We start from the raw sequence: 18,515 nt of genomic DNA, 5'->3' as shown, positions 1-18,515 counted from the left end.
CATTTCGACCTGTTTTTCGGTGTTTTGGTGCGGGCGAAGGGACTCGAACCCCCACACCCGAAGATACCAGAACCTAAATCTGGCGCGTCTACCAATTCCGCCACGCCCGCACGAGTTACACCGTCAAATCACTATCGAATTTTGATTGACGCGTGCGCCTAGCGGAAAGGTGCCCAAAGGGCAAGCCCGCTTTGCGCGTTCGCGTCGCTAATTTACCCGGCCTTGTTATCCCGCTGGACCAAGCGTCTTTTTTAGAAGCTCATTCACGACTTGTGGATTGGCCTTCCCTTGCATGGCCTTCATGGTTTGACCGACAAAGAAACCGAACAATTTGTCCTTGCCGCCGCGATATTCGGCGACCTTATCTTCGTTCGCCGCCATGACGTCAGCGATGACTTTTTCGATCGCGCCAGTGTCGGATTCTTGCTTCAGGCCCTTTTCTTCAACGATTCTGGCGGCGCCATCACCGGTTTCGAGCATGATCTCGAACACCTGTTTAGCGATTTTGCCGGAAATGGTGCCATCAGCAATCAAGCCAAGCAATTCCGCTGCCTGCTGCGGGGATACCGGGCTTTGCTCAATGGACAGGCCCATTTTGTTGAGCGCACCGAATAGCTCGGAGGTCAACCAGTTGGCAGCTGAACTTGCGATTTTCTCAGGCTCGTCGGTGGTTTCCAGCAATTCTTCGAACCACAGAGCGGTTTCATGCTCTGCGGTAAGAACGGCAGCGTTATAGGCGCTTAGACCCAGAACATTTTTGTACCGTGCCCGCTTTTCGTCCGGAAGCTCGGGCAGGCTCGCTTTGCAATCGAAGATAAAGTCATCTTCGAGTTCCAGAGGCAGCAAGTCTGGGTCGGGGAAATAGCGATAATCATGCGCATCTTCCTTGGAGCGCATCGAGCGGGTTTCGTTCCGGTCCGGATCAAACAGACGGGTCTCCTGAACGATCTCGCCTCCCTCCTCCAGCACATCGACCTGACGCTGGGCTTCATATTCGATGACCTGCTGTATGAAGCGCAGGGAATTAACGTTTTTCGTTTCTGTCCGAATGCCTAGCTCGTCGCCAGGCTTGCGGACGGAAACATTGACATCCGCACGCATGGAGCCTTGCTCCATATTGCCGTCGCAGCTGCCGACATAGCGCAGAATGGATCTGAGCTTACGGACATAAGCCGCTGCTTCTTTGGGCGATGTCATGTCAGGCATGGAAACGATTTCCATTAGCGCCACACCACAACGGTTAAGATCGACATAGCTCATCGTCGGATGTTGGTCATGCATCAGCTTGCCCGCATCCTGTTCGATATGAATACGCTCAACGCCTACGGTCTTGCCATGGGCATCAGGATCTTTCTCATCGAGCGAAATTTCGATTTTCCCCTCGCCCACTATCGGATGATATAGCTGAGAAATCTGATATCCCTGCGGCAAATCGGCGTAGAAATAGTTTTTCCGATCAAAACGCGAATATTTGTTGATCTGTGCGTTGATCGCAAGGCCGGTGCGCACTGCCTGACGGACACATTCCTTATTCAACACCGGAAGCATTCCCGGCATGGCAGCGTCAACCAGACTGACTTGGGTATTGGGCTCGGCCCCGAATTCAGTGGATGCGCCGGAAAAGAGCTTCGCGTTGGAGGTGATCTGCGCATGGACTTCAAGGCCAATCACGACCTCCCATTCACCGGTTGCGCCCTGGATACGATATGTTGATTCCGTCATACTCACCACCACTGCTCCGGCTTCGCGACAAAGCCAGCGCGTTCTTCCATCGCCAGACCGGCGTTAAACACACTTTGCTCATCCAAGGCCTTGCCAATAATCTGCAATCCCAAAGGAAGCCCCTGCCCATCCAGTCCTGCCGGAACGGATATAGCTGGTAATCCTGCCAAGCTGCTTGGGACCGTAAACACATCGTTCAAATACATGGCCAGCGGATCATCGGCTTTCTCACCCAATCCGAAGGCTGCACTCGGTGCGGTTGGCGTTAGCAGCAGGTCACAGCTTTCCCAAGCCTTGTCGAAATCCTGAGAGATCAACGTCCGGACCTTCTGGGCCTGCGTGTAATAAGCGTCATAATAGCCCGCCGACAACACATAGGTGCCGATCATGATCCGGCGCTTCACCTCTGGGCCAAAGCCTGATTCGCGGGTAGCGGCATACATATCCTGCAGCCCTGCCCCGTCCGGCAGGTCGCGCATTCCATATCGCACACCGTCATAGCGCGCGAGGTTGGATGAAGCCTCTGCTGGGGCGATGATATAGTAGGCCGGCAGTGCATATTTTGTGTGCGGTAGCGACACATCGACAATCTTCGCGCCGGCGTCTTGCAGCCACTCTATGCCTTTCTGCCACAGCGCATCAATTTCCGGAGGCATATTGTCGACCCGATATTCTTTGGGAATACCTATACGCTTGCCGGTAAGGTCACTTTTCAGGCCTGCTTCCCATTCGGGAACAGGCAGATCGAGTGACGTTGAATCCTTGGGATCAAAGCCTGCCATCGCTTCGAGCATGATCGCGCAATCGCGCACATCATGGGCCATCGGCCCCGCCTGATCGAGCGAGCTGGCGAAGGCAATCGTGCCCCAGCGCGAACAGCGGCCATAAGTCGGCTTGAAACCTGTAATACCCACAAAAGCTGCGGGTTGGCGGATTGAACCGCCTGTATCGGTTCCGGTTGCTGCTGGACAGATACGACCGGACACAACGGCAGCACTGCCGCCTGAAGAACCACCGGGCGCCAGATCGGTATTACCGCCATCATTGCGCCGCCATGGTGAAATCACATTGCCGAAAGCGCTCGTCTCATTGGACGAACCCATGGCGAACTGGTCCATATTCAGCTTGCCGAGCATGCCAGCACCAGCCTTGAACAGGTTCGCGGAAACGGTGGACTCATATTGCGGTGTGAAACCGTCTAGAATCAGGCTTGCAGCCGTCGTAGCGACACCTTCGGTACAGAAAAGGTCTTTCATACCAATCGGCACGCCAGCCATTTTACCTAGAGTTTCGCCGGCTGCTTTCGCTTTGTCGGTTGCCTCTGCGGCCGCCAGCGCATGGTCCGGTGTTTCCACCAGCACAGCGTTTAGCGACTTTGCCGCGCTCACCCGGTCGATAAATGTCTCGGCGACTTCCTTGGCCGTAAAATCGCCCGATGCAACACCCGTGCGGATACCCGCAATGCCCAGTTCAAAAATCTCAGCCATTATTCGATCACCTTCGGCACGCCAAAGAAGCCATGTTCGGCCACCGGCGCATTGGCGAGAACCTTGTCGCGGACATTGCCGTCGGTCACCTCATCATCGCGCAAACGCAACTTGTTAGGGATGACGGCGGTCATCGGCTCGACCTTGGAGCAATCCACTTCGCCCAGCTGTTCGACCCATCCGAGGATGTTGTTGAGCTCTGGCACCAATGCGTCGGCTTCTGCCTCAGTTACGGCGATCCGAGACAGGCTTGCGATCTTTTTGACGGTTTCTTTATCGACTGACATGATTCATTCTTTATCGGTTCATCTTTTTTCGGGTAATATCACTAAAATAGTGTACTTCGCGCCGCTAGCATTGGCGCGAGGCTGCTTCAAGTTGAATGAGCGGCTATAGCCCAAATTGGAGTAAAATAATTGGCGCGTAAGTTTCTCTACTTTGTTGCGATCATGGTCGTACTGGTTCTCGCGGGCGCATTTGTGCTGCGTGTTTATGGAGAAGAACTGGCTGAAGTTGTGTTTGTACCCGACACCGAATTTCAGGCACAGGAAGTGCTGGAAAACAATATCTATGCCGATGTTGCCATGTGGTATGCCCGGCCCGAGATCAAGAAAGGCAACCCTGCCCTGTGGCTACCGCAGGGTTATGAACCCAATGGCGACGCACCGAAAGAAGACCAGCGTGCGGCGATATTTTTTGTGCATCCCACATCATTTATCGACAAGTCTAAATGGAACGCACCTCTTGGACATAAAGAGACAGAGGATCGCACAAAAATCTTCCTGCGCGGTCAGGCCAGCGCCTTTAACAAAGCTGGCGATGTCTGGGCTCCGCGATACCGCCAAGCCACGCTTGGCGCTTTTCTGACGGAGAAGAAAGAGGGGCAACAAGCTCTGGATGCGGCCTATCAGGACGTTTTGATCGCTTTTGACTTTTTTATCAAAGAAGTTCCGGATGACCGCCCGATCATACTCGCAGGCCACAGCCAGGGCAGCCTGCATCTCACCAATTTGCTGAAAGACCGGGTTGCGGGCACACCGCTCGCCAACCGCATTGTTGCAGCCTATGTCGTTGGCTGGCCGGTGTCGATAGAGGCGGATGTCCCGGCTCTGGGCCTGGATGTCTGTGAAACGGCAGAACAAACTAATTGCCTGCTCAGCTGGGAAAGCTTTGCCGAACCTGCGGATTATGGCCGGATTGTCGAAGTTTATGACACGACCATCGGATTTAGCGGTAAGCCACGCAAAGACACAAATCTGCTGTGCACCAACCCGATTAACGGCGACACTAATTCCGAATCGCCTGCGGAGCTGAATCTCGGAACGCTTGTGCCCAATGACGAGTTAAGCGACGCAACTCTGATCGAGGGCGCGGTACCTGCGCGCTGCGATGATCGCGGGTTCCTGCTGATCGGCGACCCGCCGGATCTTGGGCCTTACACCCTGCCCGGCAACAATTATCATGTCTATGATTACAGCCTGTTCTGGCGTAACGTTCGCGAAGATGTGATAAAAAGGATGACCGCATTTCTCTCGCGCTAATGACAGAAGACCGGAGCGCTTTCAGGACAGCCCTGCCCGATGGTGGACGCTTACTGGGGCTTGATGTTGGCACCAAGACTGTGGGCATGGCGCTATGCGATGCGCAGTGGATGATCGCCACCGCGGCGGAAACCATAGAGCGGCGTAAATTTTCCAAAGATCTGGAACGAATCAAAACAGTCATCGAGCAGCAACATGTTACAGGCTTTGTCGTTGGCCTTCCGCTCAACCTTGATGGCAGTCAAAGCAAACAGACTCAGGCAGCAAAATCCTTTGCTCAGAATTTACGCCCGGTTGGCCTACCCATATTGTTATGGGATGAGCGCTGGAGCACGCAGGCCGTAACACGCGATCTTATTGCTGCGGATGTCAGCCGGAAACGGCGCAGTGAAGTGGTCGACCAGATGGCTGCCGCCTATATTTTGCAGGGCGCAATTGACGGGCTTGCCGCCTTGGAATGATGCCTCTATAGGGCTGACTTTAATGACAATTGATCAAACAGGTTCACCGCCGACTGCCGGGCATCAGTTTCCCGCAGGATCGGACGCTTTTCCACATCGCCATCTATTGGGTATCGCCGGACTGCAGCCCTGGGAGATATTGTTTCTCCTCAAGGAAGCCGAGCAATGGGTCGATCTGAACCGCCAATCGAGCAAACATGTTGACAGGCTCGACGGCCTGACGGTCATTAACGCCTTCTTCGAAAACAGTACGCGCACGCTACTTTCTTTCGAAATTGCCGGCAAACGGATGGGCGCAGACGTCGTGAACATGCATGCCGCGCAATCCAGCGTCAAAAAGGGAGAGACCCTTATCGATACGGCGGTCACGCTCAATGCGATGCGCGCCGATGCCATCGTCATTCGCCATGCCAGTTCCGGCGCCGTGCAACTCATTGCCGATAAAGTGGATTGCCCCGTGCTCAATGCCGGTGATGGCAGCCACGAGCACCCCACCCAGGGCTTGCTTGATGCACTGACCATTCAGAGACGCAAGGGCGACATTAGTGGGCTGACAATTACAATCTGCGGCGACGTCATGCACAGCCGCGTGGCTCGTTCCAACATCTACTGCCTGACGACATTGGGTGCAAAAGTACAGGTTTGCGCTCCGACATCGCTTTTACCGGCGGCTCTCGACCGGATGAATGTGGAGGCTTTTTCGAATTTTGAACAGGCATTGGATGGCGCGGATGTCGTGATGATGCTGCGGCTGCAGAATGAACGAATGAATGGCGATTTTATCCCCAGTCCCAGAGAATTTCATCATCTCTATGGATTAACTAGAGAACGTCTAGCACTGGCAAAACCGGACGCTCTGGTCATGCATCCCGGTCCGATGAACCGCGGTGTCGAAATCAGCAGTGATATTGCAGATGATCTTGATCGGTCCGCCATTACAGAACAGGTAGAAATGGGTGTGGCCGTTCGCATGGCTTGTCTTGATGTTCTGACCCGACGATCGCGCGGTGTGGAGGGATGGTCATGAAAAAGACTTTCATCAACGCACAGGTTCTGGTCCCCGAGGCGAAGGCCCCGCAATCCGTAAACGTGTCCGTAGATCATGATCGCATTGTCGAAGTCAGTGAAGACAAACCATCTGCAGATCACGAAACTGTCGACTGTGCTGGATCGCTGTTGGCGCCCGGTATCATCGATCTGGGCGTTTTTGCGATCGACAAGCCTGCTTTCCACTATGGAGGGATTACCCGTGCCGCCTTGATGCCGGACCAGGCACCGGTGCTCGATTTGCCGGCAATGATCAAGCATAACGCTTCCGAAGGAAAACCTGATCTGTGGTCTCACCCTCTTGCAGCTGCGACTAAAGGGCTGAAGGGTGTCGAACTGGCGGAAATCGGATTGATGAAACAGGCTGGGGCCCGTGCCGTGGCCACTGGCAGAAGCTGGATTGCAGACAGCGGCATAATGCTCAAGCTGCTCCATTATTGCCGGTCGCTGGACATGCCGGTCATCGTTCATAGCGAAGATAGCGGACTGACCGCGGGAGCCGTGGCAACGGCAGGTGAAACCGCTACCCGTCTGGGCCTGTCCAGTGCACCAGCCTCAGCGGAAGCGCTCTCCATCTCCCGGGATATTGGTCTAGTCCGGGAAAGCGGCGCGCATGTTCATTTTCGGCAAGTCACCACAGCGCAAGGACTGAACCTGATTCGCGCTGCCAAATCAGAAGGCCTGCCGATAACATGCGGCATTACCCCGGCGCATCTGTTCCTGTCCGATATCGCAATTAGCGAATTCAGGACCTTTGCAAAACTATCACCGCCCTTGCGCAGCGAGGAAGACCGCCAGGCTTGTTTGGAAGCGGTAAAGGACGGCACTATCGATGTGATTTCATCCGGCCATGATCCGCGCGGGCCAGAGGACAAACGCCTGCCCTTTGCCGAAGCCGAATTCGGTATGGCGGGTGCCGAGACACTGCTCGCACTGTCGCTCAATCTTGTTCGTGAGGGACTGGTGGACATGCCTCGTCTGTTTGAGCTGCTATCGGCTACACCCGCACAAATATTGGGTGTCGAAGCCGGAAAAATTACACAAGGTTATGAAGCCGATCTGATATTGATCGATCCGGAAGCGCCGTGGCAGGTCGATACCCGAAACAATGGCCGCAGCGGCAGGCAATACGCCATTTGACAAACTGCCAGTACAAGGCCGCGTTCGCGGAATATATAAGGGCGGAAAAGCGCTTTAGCTTTCCCGCCCTTAAGATGTTGGTTTGGTTATTTTTAGCGTGCGGCGAGCTTTTGCGGTGCCTTGCTAGCCATTTGTGTCGGACGCACTTTTTCAACGTTGCGAACAATACATGCGCCGCCCTTGGCTTTAATGCCGACACACATGTCCTTGGCTGCCTGTTCATTGCCGAAGCCCATCGCAGCCAGACGATAAAGCGTCTTGCCATTGCGCTGGATCGGCGAGCTTGCATATTGGAACGCCGCCAGGTCTTTATTTTTCGACGACAAAATGCCCCAGGCGCGCTTCACATTTTCAGGTGAAGAGAATACGCCGAGCTGCACCAAATGCTTGCCATTGGAGATGGCTCGGGCACGCGGTGTGAAAGCCACTTTTTGCAACACTGGCTGTACCGCGGCAATAACTTGCTCCGCAGCCGTCGAAACAGGCGTTGCTTTTTTGACCGGTACCGGTGCGTCCGAGCCTTCAACAATGAAGGTTTTTTCCGGAGCTGGTGCGGCAGATTTAGCAGCTTTCTTTTCCTCGGCAGGTTTGCTTGCAGGAACTGCGACTTTTGTCACTTTAACGTTATTTTCCTTGGCCATGAAGTCGACGTCGGAGTCTGCCACAGGTGCTGGACCGACAGCTGGAAGCGGCGTTTCAGAATCGAAACTGGCAACTTCCCGGCTATAATCTTCGGCTGGCGTCGCCGCAGCAACAACGGGAACAACAGGAGCAGCATTCAGTGCGAGACGAATAGGTTGACCCGGATCATTGGCAACTGGCTGAACATTGAGCAAGGACGCTACGCGCACTTCATAAGCACCCGGACGAGCCATTTGTGCCCATTGCATGATGCGGTTATCGACAGTGGCAGGTGTCATATCCTGCATTGCCATCAATTTTGCTTCTTTCCACCGACCGTCCAGAGCATAGGCCAATCCCAGATTCTGGCGGGTACGACCGGTAACGTTAGAGCTACGAATGGCTTGCTCGAGCTCGGCAATTGCGCCTTTGGAATCACCGGCCAGAGCCAAAGCCAGACCATAGTCTGCCGTTGGAATGAATTGCCGGTTATTCTCGATCAATTGTTTCGCCTTATTGGCTTTTCCCTGGCCCAGTTGTGACAGGCTCAGGCTCAAGATCGTGCGTGCATCTCTCTTACCCAGTTCCATGGCATCAAGAAAACTGCGCTCCGCAGAATGGAAACGACCGGCGGCCAGGTAAGACTGACCAAGCAACGCTCGTGTCTCCGGGTCACTGCCCACACCGGCAACGGACCGCTCTGCATAGGCAATCGCTTTTTCGACCTGGCCTTTACGGAGAGCCTTTTCAGCTTTTTTGGCGTATTTTGCGCCATCTTTTACCGTAGCAGGTTTGCTCGATGAAGATGCGACAGAACCACCTCCGAAAGGACCGCAACCGGTCAGAGTTGTCGAAATGACCATAGTCGAAGCGGCCAGTTTCAATATCGTATCGCGTTTCATATCAATGCCCTCGCAATTAAATTCTGTATCGTTATTTTAAGCAGCGCCGCGTGACGGAATGCGCTCTGCCAAGTCGTCAAGTTCGGGGATAGACCTCAAATATTCGTCCACGGCTTTGGTTACCAACTGCTGTGCCGAAACATTCTTCACAGCCGTCGCCAACCGCAGTTTCAGGTGCCTGTCAGCGTCCAACCTTAAGGTAAACGCAGCCTTGGCTTTCCGTGTTCGCGACTTTTGTGCCGGACGACGTGTTTTGACTGCGGACTTGGCAGGATTTGCCTTCTTACGCGCAGGTGGAGCAACTCCGATGCTGGAATTTTCAGCAACCGGTGCCACTTCGCGGGAAATAGAGAGGGGAACAGGAACCGCCTGTTCCTTTTTAACAGGCTCGACCTTCTGTTCGGGTTCTGCTGCAACTTGCTCTTCGCGTTGCGGCTGCTGGCTCAACTTCGCAGCAATTTCTTCTTGCTGTTTCTTAACCGCCGGAACAACCTCGGGAATCGCTCCTGCCAAAGGATTGTAATGATACTGATCCGCATCGACAGGTCCGTTCGTGTCCGATTGGCCTGCTTCATGATCAGGATTGGTGTCATAACCCATGTCATTCCACCCCAGGTCTTCATTTTCATGATCAGACTGAGTTGGAAATGCCATTCCTTGACGCCGCATGGCAGGCTTGGCGCCGCCTTTGCGTGCCAGCAAGGAAGATGACAGGGATGCTAATGGTTTAGGTTCGCTCATATTCTCTGCTCCTCCCATTAGGACCCGATGACCCGGCGACCGAAATTGCTTCCGGGCCGAGGAACTCCGACATTGGTTGTCGGCGCCATGGCAGGTGATGAAAATACGGTGCGGCGGAAATTCTTCTCGAGACGGTCGGAAATATAACCCCACAGCTGCTGGATTTCCTGAGAAGAGCGTCCATCGGGATCAACTTCCATAACGGTACGGCCGTCGATCATCGATCCGGCAAAGTCTGTCCGGTGATGCACGGTAATCGGGGCAACCGTCCCGTGCTGAGACAGCGCGACAGCTGCTTCCGAAGTGATTTTTGCTTTCGGCGTTGCGCCGTTCACGACAAACAATAGTGGTTTGCCGGCACGTTCACACAGATCGACGGTTGCACCCACAGCGCGCAGATCATGCGGACTGGGACGCGTTGGTATAACAATAAGTTCAGCCACGGAGATGACAGACTGAATTGCCATGGTAATGGCTGGCGGGGTGTCAATCACTGCCAGTTTGAAGCCCTGTTGCCGCAAGATCGCCAGATCGGCAGCGAGGCGAGATACAGTGGTCTGCGCAAAAGCAGGCAGTTCCGCTTCGCGTTCGTTCCACCAATCGGCCAAAGAACCTTGTGGATCGATATCGATCAGGACAACCGGGCCGGCTCCGGCCAGTTGGGCTTGTACGGCCAGGTGACCCGACAAAGTTGTTTTGCCGGAACCACCTTTTTGGGATGCCATTGCTAGAACTCGCACTCTATTCCCCTTAGTATCATCACGTGTTGATCAGGACGTCTGAAATTCATTCATCGCCTTCTCTGACAGAACAGGGCTAAAATAGGGTTAACAAACGCGTGATGTTTTTTTGCGCGGGAAAATTATTTTACACGGCGTTAGATTTCGATTCAGTCACCGGTCAGATTTTTGGTTTAAGGTTACGAATAATTTGCAAATTGGCGTTAAGGACAAATTACGCATAAGATGACTGTCAGCAATTTGAATACCGAGGGCCTGATCACATGAAAAATTCCAAGATAGCGCGCCGTATCTTAATTGCATCTGCGGTTTTCGGATTCGGCACGCCCGCATTGGCCGATGTAAAAGACGGTGTCGATGCCTGGGGACGCGGCGACTATAAAGCCGCTGTTGCCGAATGGCGTGGACCTGCCAGCGCAGGCGACGCCGATGCGCAGTTTAATATGGGTCAGGCCTACAAGCTTGGGCGCGGCGTACCCATGGACCTGGCCAAAGCCGAACAATTTTATAAACGTGCGGCCGACCAGGGCCATTTGCAAGCCAGTGACAATTATGGCCTGATCCTTTTTCAGAACCAGCGCCGGAAAGAGGCCCTGCCCTATCTGCAGGCGTCAGCCAACCGCGGCGAACCGCGTGCGCAATATGTATTGGGTACCGGGCACTTCAATGGCGATTTTGTCGAAAAAGACTGGATCAGGGCTTATGCCCTGATGACCCGCGCTTCTGCCGCCGGATTGCCACAGGCGACTTCCAATATGGCGCAGATGGACAAATATATTCCCCTCGACAAGCGCCGCCGGGCCATTGAACTGGCCAGCCAGATGGAAGAGAATGAAAAACGCGTCCGGACTGCACAGGTCGGTGGTTTGAGAGCAACGCCATCCAGTGGCGCGATACAGACCGCACAATTACCCGCATCGAAAGCTGTTGCTCCGGTTCCGACTCCGGCGCCGAAACCTGTCGCTCCGCCACCAGTTGCAACGCCTCCGGCTCCAGCACCCGTTAAAGCACCGCCAGTGGCTAAGCCTGCTCCGGCACCGGCCCCTGCCCCCGTTCGCACGGCAGCAACCGGCAATTGGCGCGTTCAACTGGGTGCTTTTGGCGACCAGAACAAGGCCAAGGCACTATGGAACAATCTGGAGAAACGGGTTTCTGCCCTGAACAATTTGCAGCCCTATCTGGTTGCAGCCGGCTCGATCACGCGATTGCAAGCGGGTCCCTTTGCCACCAAGGCACAAGCGAGCAAGGTTTGCGGAAGTGTCAAGGCATCCGGCAACGATTGCATTGTAAAGTCACGATAATGGGGCTCGGTAGAGCGGCCTAGTCGTTCATCCAATGTTGAGAGCCGATGCCCTGTATGTATAGCAGGGCTCTAAGATCATTATGTTTGATCGCTGCATCAGCGGCTTGCGCAGCTTTTGGTTTGGCACGATAGGCCACACCCATTCCGGCCAATGCGATCATCGGAATATCATTGGCGCCGTCCCCCACGGCCATGCATTGATCGAGAGACAGTCCTGCGGATTTTGCGCTCTGCTTTAGCAATTCCGCTTTTCTTTGCGCATCGACAATTGCACCGGTCAGCTTTCCGGTCAAAATCCCGTCCGCTTCTGCCAATATGTTCGCTTCTGCGACAGAAAATCCGATTTTGCGGGCCACCGGATCAGCAAATCGGGTGAAACCGCCAGAAACCAATATGGTCTTCGTTCCACGCGCGGCCATAGTCTTTACGAGGGTCTCGGCCCCCGGCATGATTTCGACTTTTTCAGCAAGGCATCGGTCAATCGCCGAAATGTCCAGGCCAGCGAGTAGCGCGACCCTGCCCCGCAATGCCTCTTCAAAATCCAGCTCGCCGAGCATAGCACGTTCGGTAATCTCCGCGATCTGATCCTTGATCCCCGCATAGCCGGCGAGTTCATCTATGCACTCGACCGTGATCATCGTGCTGTCCATGTCGGATATCAGCAGTTTTTTCTCGCGATGTTCAGACGGCTGAACGACAAAATCTATTGCGGCACTTTCGGCCGACAGGACATCCCGTGAAGTCGCCAGCTCACCCTCGAGGAAAATATCCGCTGCTTTGCCGTCAATAATATCGCTGATCCGGGAGATTTTCCCGCCAGCGTCCGTCAATCGGTCTGCGGCAGAACTTAGCTCTCCCTTTTGCAGCTGATCTGCTGCTATTAGCGTGGCGATGAGCATATATTCTCCGAAAGACAAGAAAGATGTTGCACTGATCGTTGGTCCTACGGCCAGCGGCAAATCCGCCTTGGCACTGGAGCTGGCCAAAAAGCAACCCTCTGTGATCATCAATGCTGACAGCGCTCAGGTTTATGCCGATCTACAGGTTCTGAGCGCGCGGCCTGATGAGCAGGAAATGGGCAGGATCGATCACCGGCTTTATGGTTACATAGATGGAGCCGAGACTTGTTCTGCGGCGCGCTGGGCCAATGATGCGAAGACCGAAATAGCTTCGGCTCATGACCACGACATATTACCGATACTGGTTGGCGGCACCGGTCTCTATGTCCGCACATTGCTGAACGGGATCGCACCGATACCCGAAATCGACTCCGCTGTCCGTGAGAAGGTGCGTCAAATGGACATTGCTGACGCCTATGCCGCCCTCCAAAAAGAAGATTCGGCGTCTGCACAGCGTTTGAACGCGAGGGATTCGAGCCGCATCATGCGTGCGCTGGAAGTTGTTCGGTCATCCGGAAAAACTATGGGACACTGGCACGCTCATATGGCCGGCGGAATAGCTGACGAGATCAATCTGCACCCGCTGGTTCTGCTGCCACCTCGCGAATGGCTTTACGAACGCTGTGATCGGCGGTTTCAGAACATGCTCGATAATGGCGCCAAAGAAGAAGTTACAGCGCTTCTAAAGAGAGATTTATCAGACGATTGCCCGATCATGCGCGCCATTGGTGTGCCGGAGATCGGCGCCTGGCTCGATGGCGAAATAAATCTTGAAGAGGCGAAGACCCGGGCCATGGCCGCCACACGGCAATATGCCAAGCGTCAGTATACCTGGTTCCGTAATCAATGCCCCGACGATTGGCCTCGCTTTCAAGAGATCATAAATAATGATAATATCGATGATATTGTTATTTTATTATAATAATTGGCCTTGACATAATATATATAAATATGTAGCGCCGCCCAGTTCGAACGGATGCTGTGCCCAATCTTGTAGATTGCCTTGCAGTGCAGCATCGCCTATCAAACGCCCGCCTGTTGCGGGCTTAACAATGATTATGGAGCTTAAAGTGGCCGAAAAAAGCGGTGCAGAAATATTGGTTCAAACCCTGCTCGATCTGGGTGTCGACACCGTATTTGGCTATCCCGGCGGCGCTGTGCTGCCAATTTACGATGCGCTCTATGATCATCCCAAAATCAAGCACATATTGGTCCGCCATGAACAGGCGGCGACCCATGCGGCGGAAGGCTATGCCCGCTCGACCGGCAAACCCGGTGTTGTTCTGGTCACATCCGGTCCCGGCGCAACCAACGCGGTTACGGGGATTACCGATGCGTTGATGGATTCCATCCCGATGGTTGTCATCACCGGTCAGGTTGCGACAAATCTCATCGGTTCCGATGCTTTTCAGGAAGCCGATACGGTTGGCATTACCCGGCACTGCACGAAGCACAATTATCTGGTAAAGCAACCATCTGACCTTGCTGGCGTTCTGACAGAAGCTTTTCATATCGCCACCCAAGGCCGTCCGGGCCCGGTTGTGGTCGACATTCCCAAAAATGTTCAGGTCGCGGAGGCCGAATTCCGCTCACATAACGGAAAGATAAACCCCCGTTATCAGCCACAAATTGATGGTGATTTCAAAGCCATAAACGAGGCTGCTGAGATGATCATGCAAGCCAAGGCGCCGATACTGTATACCGGCGGTGGCATTATCAACAGCGGCCCGAAAGCGAGCGAAACCCTTTGCCAGTTGGCGGAATTGCTGGGTGCACCCGTCACGTCAACTCTGATGGGGCTTGGCGCTTTTCCAGCTTCTTCTGAACAATGGCTCGGGATGCTGGGCATGCATGGTACGTTTGAAGCCAATATGGCGATGAACCGCGCTGACTTGGTGGTTTGTCTCGGCGCGCGCTTTGATGATCGTATTACAGGCCGGATTGATGCATTCTCGCCCAATAGCAAGAAAATCCATGTCGATATTGACCGATCTTCGGTCAACAAGACAATCCGAGTCGATCTGCCAGTTATCGGTGATGTCGGACGTGTTATGGAGCAACTGCTTGCTGTCCTGAAAGGGCGCAAATTTAACGCTCCGGACTATGAGGAATGGTGGGCGCGGATCAAAGGATGGCGTGCAACCAACTGTCTTGCTTATCCTGAAAGCAAGACCGAAATCATGCCGCAAGAGGCTATCCGCAAGCTGTGGGAAGCCACGCATGAGGGCGACCCGATCATCACCACCGAAGTCGGCCAGCACCAAATGTGGGCTGCGCAGCATTTTGATTTTGAGAAACCCAATAAATGGCTGACCAGTGGTGGCCTGGGCACTATGGGTTACGGTCTACCTGCTGCTATTGGTGCGCAGCTGGGTGATCCTGATGCACTGGTGATCGATATTGCCGGCGAAGCGTCCATCCAGATGAATATTCAGGAGCTGGGTACGGCCAGCCAATACCGCCTGCCGGTCAAGATTTTCATATTGAACAACGAATATATGGGCATGGTCCGCCAATGGCAGGAACTGACCTATGAAAGCCGTTATTCAAATAGTTATAGCGATAGTCTGCCAGACTTTATCAAGTTGGCTGAAAGCTATGGCTGGACCGGTATATTGATCAAGGACCCTTCCGATCTGGAGGCCGGAATCAACAAGATGATTGAAACCGATGGCCCGGTACTGGTCGATTGCCGCGTTGCGAAACTGGCCAATTGCTTCCCGATGATACCATCTGGAGCCGCCCATACTGAGATGTTGCTGACGCCAGAGGACGTCAAAGGCACGATGGATGATAACGCAAAGGCGCTTGTTTAATGCATATCAAGGAAGAAAAAGTCGAACGCCATGTCCTGGCCGTGCTGGTTGACAATGAAGCAGGTATTTTGGCGCGCATCGCGGGGATGTTCACCGCGCGCGGCTATAATATTGAAAGCCTGACCGTGGCCGATATCAGCGCCGATCATGCGATCAGCCGGATAACCATCGCTACAAACGGTCCGCCGCATGTGATTGAGCAGATCATTGCCCAACTTGACCGGTTGGTGCCGGTGCACAGTGTCCGCGACCTGACCGAAGCCGGCCCGCATGTGCAACGTGAGCTTGCTCTCGTAAAAGTGGCTGGAAAAGGCGAAAACCGGATCGAAGCAATGCGTCTCGCCGATGTTTATCGGGCCAGGGTGGTCGACGCGACAACCGAAAGCTTTGTTTTCGAAATTACCGGCGCGCCAGATAAAATTCAGACATTCGTTGCCCTGATGCGCGAAGTCGGCCTTGTCGAAGTTGGCAGAACCGGCGTTGTCGCCATCGGTCGGGGACTGGATGCGGCATGAGCGAAATGCTGCTCTTTATTGCGGCAGGCTTGATAGTGGTTCTCGCATTTTTCCATTCGGTCGCAGGTCAAAGGCGTCTGATAGGCCCCTTGCTGATGGGAAAAAGCGAAATCTTGTCCAATCCCACGTGGCGCGCAATCATTCTGTTCGGCTGGCATTCGACGACCGCCCTGCTTCTGCTCATTGCTCTATATCTGGCGATGACCGCAGGCGGTCTTGCCGTTGGCAATGACCTGCAGCTGATAGTAACAGCTGTCACTTTCATCGGACTTGGTGTCGCCAACGCCGTTCTGGCGAAGTTCAAACATCCCGGTTGGATCCTCTTGTCCAGCATCGGAATCATCACACTCACTGCTTTAATTATTCGAATATAAGGAAAGAAAATGAAAGTCTATTATGACGCAGATGCCGACCTAAGTCTCATCAAGGACAAGAAAATCGCGATTGTCGGCTATGGCAGCCAGGGCCATGCCCACGCGCAGAACCTGCGTGACAGCGGCGTCAAAGAGGTCGCTATTGCCCTGCGTGAAGGATCCGCAACGGCGAAAAAGGCAGAAAGCGCCGATTTCAAGGTGCTCAGCAATGCCGACGCCGCCGCCTGGGCCGACATCGTCATGATCCTCGCGCCTGATGAGCATCAGGCCGCTATCTATGCTGCCGATTATCATGAGAATATGAAGCCGGGCGCTGCCCTGGCCTTCGCGCATGGCCTTAATGTTCATTTCGGACTGATTGAGCCACGCGAAGACCTTGACGTCATCATGATTGCACCAAAGGGCCCTGGCCATACGGTGCGCAGTGAATATCAGCGTGGCGGCGGTGTCCCCTGCCTGGTAGCCATCCATGCCGACAAGAGCGGCAACGCCCATGACGTCGCACTCGCCTATGCTTCCGGTGTCGGTGGCGGTCGTTCGGGCATTATCGAAACCAACTTCCGTGAAGAATGCGAAACAGACCTGTTCGGTGAACAGGCCGTACTTTGCGGCGGGATCACCCATTTGATTCAGGCGGGCTTCGAGACACTGACCGAAGCCGGTTATGCGCCGGAAATGGCCTATTTCGAATGTCTGCACGAGACCAAGCTGATCGTCGACCTGCTCTATGAAGGCGGCATTGCCAACATGCGCTACTCCATTTCCAACACAGCCGAATATGGCGATATAACTACCGGTCCGCGGATCATCACTGATGAGACAAAAGCCGAAATGAAGCGGGTATTGGCCGACATTCAATCGGGCCGTTTCGTCAAGGACTTCGTTCTCGACAACCGCGCTGGCCAACCGGAATTGAAAGCGGCTCGGAAACAGGCCGAAGCACATCCAATCGAGAAAACCGGTGCCGAGCTTCGCGCCATGATGCCATGGATTGGTGCCAACCAGTTGGTAGATAAAGAAAAGAACTAAGCCTAAGAAAATACAAGGCCGTGCCGATGTCAGCTTCGAAGAGGCTACGCGGCGCGGTCCCGGGCTTCGGCAAAGCTCATCAGTTCATTTGCCACGTCACGGTCGCAGTCACTTACCAGTTCCTTGACGGCGGATAGCAGGCTGGCGTCACCATCCACATATTTCGAAGCCATTTCCCATTTGGGAAACTGGCGCCGCCCGATATAGCCATTTTTTAGCTGGATTATAGCGGAATGGCGTCTGTCAGCGGATATCCGGGCAAAGGTCTCTTCGACCTGCTCTGCCTCCCCCTCCAGATACTGGAGAAAGCGCCGTCTATCCTGAATTAGAAGGCCGGTTATGCCGTTCTTGATGTTGTTCCGCCGCCCGACCCGCACAATATCTGTCATTTCTGCCGGAGTGATATCCGGCTTTGGTGTGCTGATATAGACAAGTCTGTACATTCTTGCACCTTGCAAACGCTTGAAAGACGCAGTCTTATCCGATCCCGGTTAATTTTTGCCTATGTATCAAAAAAGGGCGGCAGAACCGTGTTCCACCGCCCTGATCGATACCTGAGCCGGACTTAAGCGTCGTCGTAACGGGCATCCGCTGGAATCTTCGGGAATTCCTTGTCGGCTTTCTCGATAAAACCGGGAATATCCTCGTTCCAGGTATCCTGAACCTTTTGATTGAAGTTCAGATAGAGCTTACCGTCGACAACTGCATAGAGTTTCGGATCACCGGATGCGAGCTTGCCGCGGGAGGCCGCCCAGGCACAGTGTCCCCCATATTGCGGGGCAAACTTTGCAGGTTCAGCCTGAAATTTAGACGCATTTTCGGCTGAAGCGAAGTGATATTCAACGCCATTATATCTGACGCGATGCTCCTTGCTGCCTTCAACGGGCACACCGTCGCCTTCAAAATAGCTGACAGTGTCATAGCCGCTTACCGCCACATTTTCAGATCCGGCAGGACCGGTGAAAACAGGCAATTTCATATCATCGGAGACTTCGATAACTGTGGCTTCAGCCGTTTCCGTTGTTTCTGCCGTTTCAGACGAAGGAGCGGAGCAGGCGATTGGCAATGTGGCCATCATGATTGCTGCTAAAAATGTCTTGTTCATTTGTGAATTCCTTTAGGTAATCCGCTTGAGGGGGAACTGGCGTCCTAGCACAAGCTAACCCCCTCAAACCAC

Annotated in this window: 18 protein-coding genes, 1 tRNA gene and 1 pseudogene; 10 read left to right on the top strand and 10 right to left on the bottom strand. The window is 54.0% G+C overall.

Going from position 1 to position 18,515, the window contains the following annotated elements:
- Nucleotides 1–25: 25 nt before the first annotated feature.
- The 4 genes from AC6I9Z_RS11120 to gatC all read right to left on the bottom strand — a co-directional run bounded on the left by AC6I9Z_RS11120 (nt 26) and on the right by gatC (nt 3,496).
- A tRNA-Leu gene (locus AC6I9Z_RS11120) sits at nt 26–110 on the bottom strand.
- Nucleotides 111–225: 115 nt separating this feature from the next.
- Nucleotides 226–1,722 carry an Asp-tRNA(Asn)/Glu-tRNA(Gln) amidotransferase subunit GatB gene (gene gatB / locus AC6I9Z_RS11115; RefSeq protein WP_461455901.1) on the bottom strand — a complete coding sequence of 499 codons (1,497 nt, stop codon included), beginning with the start codon at nt 1,720–1,722 and terminating at the stop codon, nt 226–228.
- A 2-nt stretch (nt 1,723–1,724) separates the two neighbouring features.
- Nucleotides 1,725–3,209 carry an Asp-tRNA(Asn)/Glu-tRNA(Gln) amidotransferase subunit GatA gene (gene gatA, locus AC6I9Z_RS11110; RefSeq protein ID WP_461455900.1) on the bottom strand — a complete coding sequence of 495 codons (1,485 nt, stop codon included), beginning with the start codon at nt 3,207–3,209 and terminating at the stop codon, nt 1,725–1,727.
- Nucleotides 3,209–3,496, bottom strand: coding sequence for an Asp-tRNA(Asn)/Glu-tRNA(Gln) amidotransferase subunit GatC (gatC, locus tag AC6I9Z_RS11105; RefSeq protein ID WP_461455899.1), 288 nt, complete (start codon nt 3,494–3,496; stop codon nt 3,209–3,211). The genes gatA and gatC overlap by 1 nt, the downstream gene beginning before the upstream one ends.
- Before the next feature lie 129 nt (nt 3,497–3,625).
- Here gatC and AC6I9Z_RS11100 point away from each other — a divergent pair, with 129 nt between their 5' ends.
- The 4 genes and pseudogenes from AC6I9Z_RS11100 (at nt 3,626) to AC6I9Z_RS11085 (ending at nt 7,456) form a co-directional block, all read left to right on the top strand.
- Entirely contained in the window at nt 3,626–4,750 is a 1,125-nt protein-coding gene (locus tag AC6I9Z_RS11100; RefSeq protein WP_461455898.1) for a DUF3089 domain-containing protein, read from the top strand.
- Nucleotides 4,750–5,211: a Holliday junction resolvase RuvX gene (ruvX, locus tag AC6I9Z_RS11095; protein WP_461455897.1), complete on the top strand. Its 462-nt coding sequence runs from the start codon at nt 4,750–4,752 to the stop codon at nt 5,209–5,211. Before AC6I9Z_RS11100 ends, ruvX begins: the two co-directional genes overlap by 1 nt.
- Before the next feature lie 22 nt (nt 5,212–5,233).
- Nucleotides 5,234–6,238 (top strand): aspartate carbamoyltransferase catalytic subunit, encoded by a 1,005-nt coding sequence (locus tag AC6I9Z_RS11090; RefSeq protein ID WP_461455896.1) that lies wholly within the window; start codon nt 5,234–5,236, stop codon nt 6,236–6,238.
- A pseudogene (locus AC6I9Z_RS11085) lies at nt 6,235–7,456 on the top strand (dihydroorotase). Before AC6I9Z_RS11090 ends, AC6I9Z_RS11085 begins: the two are co-directional and overlap by 4 nt.
- A 34-nt stretch (nt 7,457–7,490) precedes the next feature.
- Here AC6I9Z_RS11085 and AC6I9Z_RS11080 read toward each other — a convergent pair.
- From AC6I9Z_RS11080 to AC6I9Z_RS11070, 3 genes are read right to left on the bottom strand one after another with little or no spacing between them, the layout of a single operon-like run.
- Nucleotides 7,491–8,921 carry an SPOR domain-containing protein gene (locus AC6I9Z_RS11080; protein ID WP_461455894.1) on the bottom strand — a complete coding sequence of 477 codons (1,431 nt, stop codon included), beginning with the start codon at nt 8,919–8,921 and terminating at the stop codon, nt 7,491–7,493.
- 36 nt (nt 8,922–8,957) lie between these two features.
- Nucleotides 8,958–9,662, bottom strand: a complete 705-nt coding sequence (locus AC6I9Z_RS11075; RefSeq protein WP_461455893.1) for a hypothetical protein — start codon at nt 9,660–9,662, stop codon at nt 8,958–8,960.
- A 17-nt stretch (nt 9,663–9,679) separates the two neighbouring features.
- Nucleotides 9,680–10,402: an AAA family ATPase gene (locus AC6I9Z_RS11070; protein WP_109357076.1), complete on the bottom strand. Its 723-nt coding sequence runs from the start codon at nt 10,400–10,402 to the stop codon at nt 9,680–9,682.
- 263 nt (nt 10,403–10,665) lie between these two features.
- Between AC6I9Z_RS11070 and AC6I9Z_RS11065 the strand changes: the two genes are divergently transcribed.
- Nucleotides 10,666–11,703 (top strand): SPOR domain-containing protein, encoded by a 1,038-nt coding sequence (locus tag AC6I9Z_RS11065; protein WP_461455892.1) that lies wholly within the window; start codon nt 10,666–10,668, stop codon nt 11,701–11,703.
- A gap of 19 nt (nt 11,704–11,722) precedes the next feature.
- On the opposite strand, the gene serB is transcribed toward AC6I9Z_RS11065, so the two are convergent.
- The gene (gene serB / locus AC6I9Z_RS11060; RefSeq protein WP_461455891.1) at nt 11,723–12,604 is read right to left on the bottom strand and encodes a phosphoserine phosphatase SerB; all 882 of its coding nucleotides are present in this window, start codon (nt 12,602–12,604) and stop codon (nt 11,723–11,725) included.
- Between serB and miaA the strand changes: the two genes are divergently transcribed.
- From miaA to ilvC, 5 genes are all read left to right on the top strand, one after another.
- Nucleotides 12,597–13,526 carry a tRNA (adenosine(37)-N6)-dimethylallyltransferase MiaA gene (miaA, locus tag AC6I9Z_RS11055; protein ID WP_461455890.1) on the top strand — a complete coding sequence of 310 codons (930 nt, stop codon included), beginning with the start codon at nt 12,597–12,599 and terminating at the stop codon, nt 13,524–13,526. The two genes, serB and miaA, sit on opposite strands and share 8 nt — an antisense overlap.
- Nucleotides 13,527–13,674: 148 nt before the next feature.
- Entirely contained in the window at nt 13,675–15,420 is a 1,746-nt protein-coding gene (locus tag AC6I9Z_RS11050; RefSeq protein ID WP_461455889.1) for an acetolactate synthase 3 large subunit, read from the top strand.
- Complete coding sequence (gene ilvN, locus AC6I9Z_RS11045) at nt 15,420–15,935, top strand: acetolactate synthase small subunit (protein WP_461455888.1); 516 nt, start codon at nt 15,420–15,422, stop codon at nt 15,933–15,935. The genes AC6I9Z_RS11050 and ilvN overlap by 1 nt, the downstream gene beginning before the upstream one ends.
- The gene (locus tag AC6I9Z_RS11040) at nt 15,932–16,309 is read left to right on the top strand and encodes a hypothetical protein (protein ID WP_461455887.1); all 378 of its coding nucleotides are present in this window, start codon (nt 15,932–15,934) and stop codon (nt 16,307–16,309) included. The genes ilvN and AC6I9Z_RS11040 overlap by 4 nt, the downstream gene beginning before the upstream one ends.
- Nucleotides 16,310–16,318: 9 nt before the next feature.
- Complete coding sequence (gene ilvC, locus AC6I9Z_RS11035) at nt 16,319–17,338, top strand: ketol-acid reductoisomerase (RefSeq protein ID WP_461455886.1); 1,020 nt, start codon at nt 16,319–16,321, stop codon at nt 17,336–17,338.
- A 44-nt stretch (nt 17,339–17,382) separates the two neighbouring features.
- Here ilvC and AC6I9Z_RS11030 read toward each other — a convergent pair whose 3' ends face one another.
- Both AC6I9Z_RS11030 and AC6I9Z_RS11025 read right to left on the bottom strand, forming a co-directional pair.
- The gene (locus AC6I9Z_RS11030) at nt 17,383–17,781 is read right to left on the bottom strand and encodes a BLUF domain-containing protein (RefSeq protein ID WP_461455885.1); all 399 of its coding nucleotides are present in this window, start codon (nt 17,779–17,781) and stop codon (nt 17,383–17,385) included.
- Nucleotides 17,782–17,903: 122 nt separating this feature from the next.
- On the bottom strand, nt 17,904–18,443 hold the full coding sequence (locus AC6I9Z_RS11025; RefSeq protein ID WP_461455884.1) for a YHS domain-containing (seleno)protein: 540 nt from the start codon (nt 18,441–18,443) through the stop codon (nt 17,904–17,906).
- Between the last annotated feature and the right edge of the window lie 72 nt (nt 18,444–18,515).

This window comes from Parasphingorhabdus sp. (genome assembly GCF_059726685.1).
This window is presented reverse-complemented; position numbering and strand designations above follow the sequence as displayed.

Bases quoted from the DNA above. Each gene is read 5' to 3' on its own strand.
- gatB (WP_461455901.1), bottom strand. From the start codon at position 1,722: ATGACGGAATCAACATATCGTATCCAGGGCGCAACCGGTGAATGGGAG.
- gatA (WP_461455900.1), bottom strand. From the start codon at position 3,209: ATGGCTGAGATTTTTGAACTGGGCATTGCGGGTATCCGCACGGGTGTT.
- gatC (WP_461455899.1), bottom strand. From the start codon at position 3,496: ATGTCAGTCGATAAAGAAACCGTCAAAAAGATCGCAAGCCTGTCTCGG.
- ruvX (WP_461455897.1), top strand. From the start codon at position 4,750: ATGACAGAAGACCGGAGCGCTTTCAGGACAGCCCTGCCCGATGGTGGA.
- AC6I9Z_RS11090 (WP_461455896.1), top strand. From the start codon at position 5,234: ATGACAATTGATCAAACAGGTTCACCGCCGACTGCCGGGCATCAGTTT.
- AC6I9Z_RS11080 (WP_461455894.1), bottom strand. From the start codon at position 8,921: ATGAAACGCGATACGATATTGAAACTGGCCGCTTCGACTATGGTCATT.
- AC6I9Z_RS11075 (WP_461455893.1), bottom strand. From the start codon at position 9,662: ATGAGCGAACCTAAACCATTAGCATCCCTGTCATCTTCCTTGCTGGCA.
- AC6I9Z_RS11065 (WP_461455892.1), top strand. From the start codon at position 10,666: ATGAAAAATTCCAAGATAGCGCGCCGTATCTTAATTGCATCTGCGGTT.
- miaA (WP_461455890.1), top strand. From the start codon at position 12,597: ATGAGCATATATTCTCCGAAAGACAAGAAAGATGTTGCACTGATCGTT.
- serB (WP_461455891.1), bottom strand. From the start codon at position 12,604: ATGCTCATCGCCACGCTAATAGCAGCAGATCAGCTGCAAAAGGGAGAG.
- ilvN (WP_461455888.1), top strand. From the start codon at position 15,420: ATGCATATCAAGGAAGAAAAAGTCGAACGCCATGTCCTGGCCGTGCTG.
- AC6I9Z_RS11040 (WP_461455887.1), top strand. From the start codon at position 15,932: ATGAGCGAAATGCTGCTCTTTATTGCGGCAGGCTTGATAGTGGTTCTC.
- ilvC (WP_461455886.1), top strand. From the start codon at position 16,319: ATGAAAGTCTATTATGACGCAGATGCCGACCTAAGTCTCATCAAGGAC.
- AC6I9Z_RS11030 (WP_461455885.1), bottom strand. From the start codon at position 17,781: ATGTACAGACTTGTCTATATCAGCACACCAAAGCCGGATATCACTCCG.
- AC6I9Z_RS11025 (WP_461455884.1), bottom strand. From the start codon at position 18,443: ATGAACAAGACATTTTTAGCAGCAATCATGATGGCCACATTGCCAATC.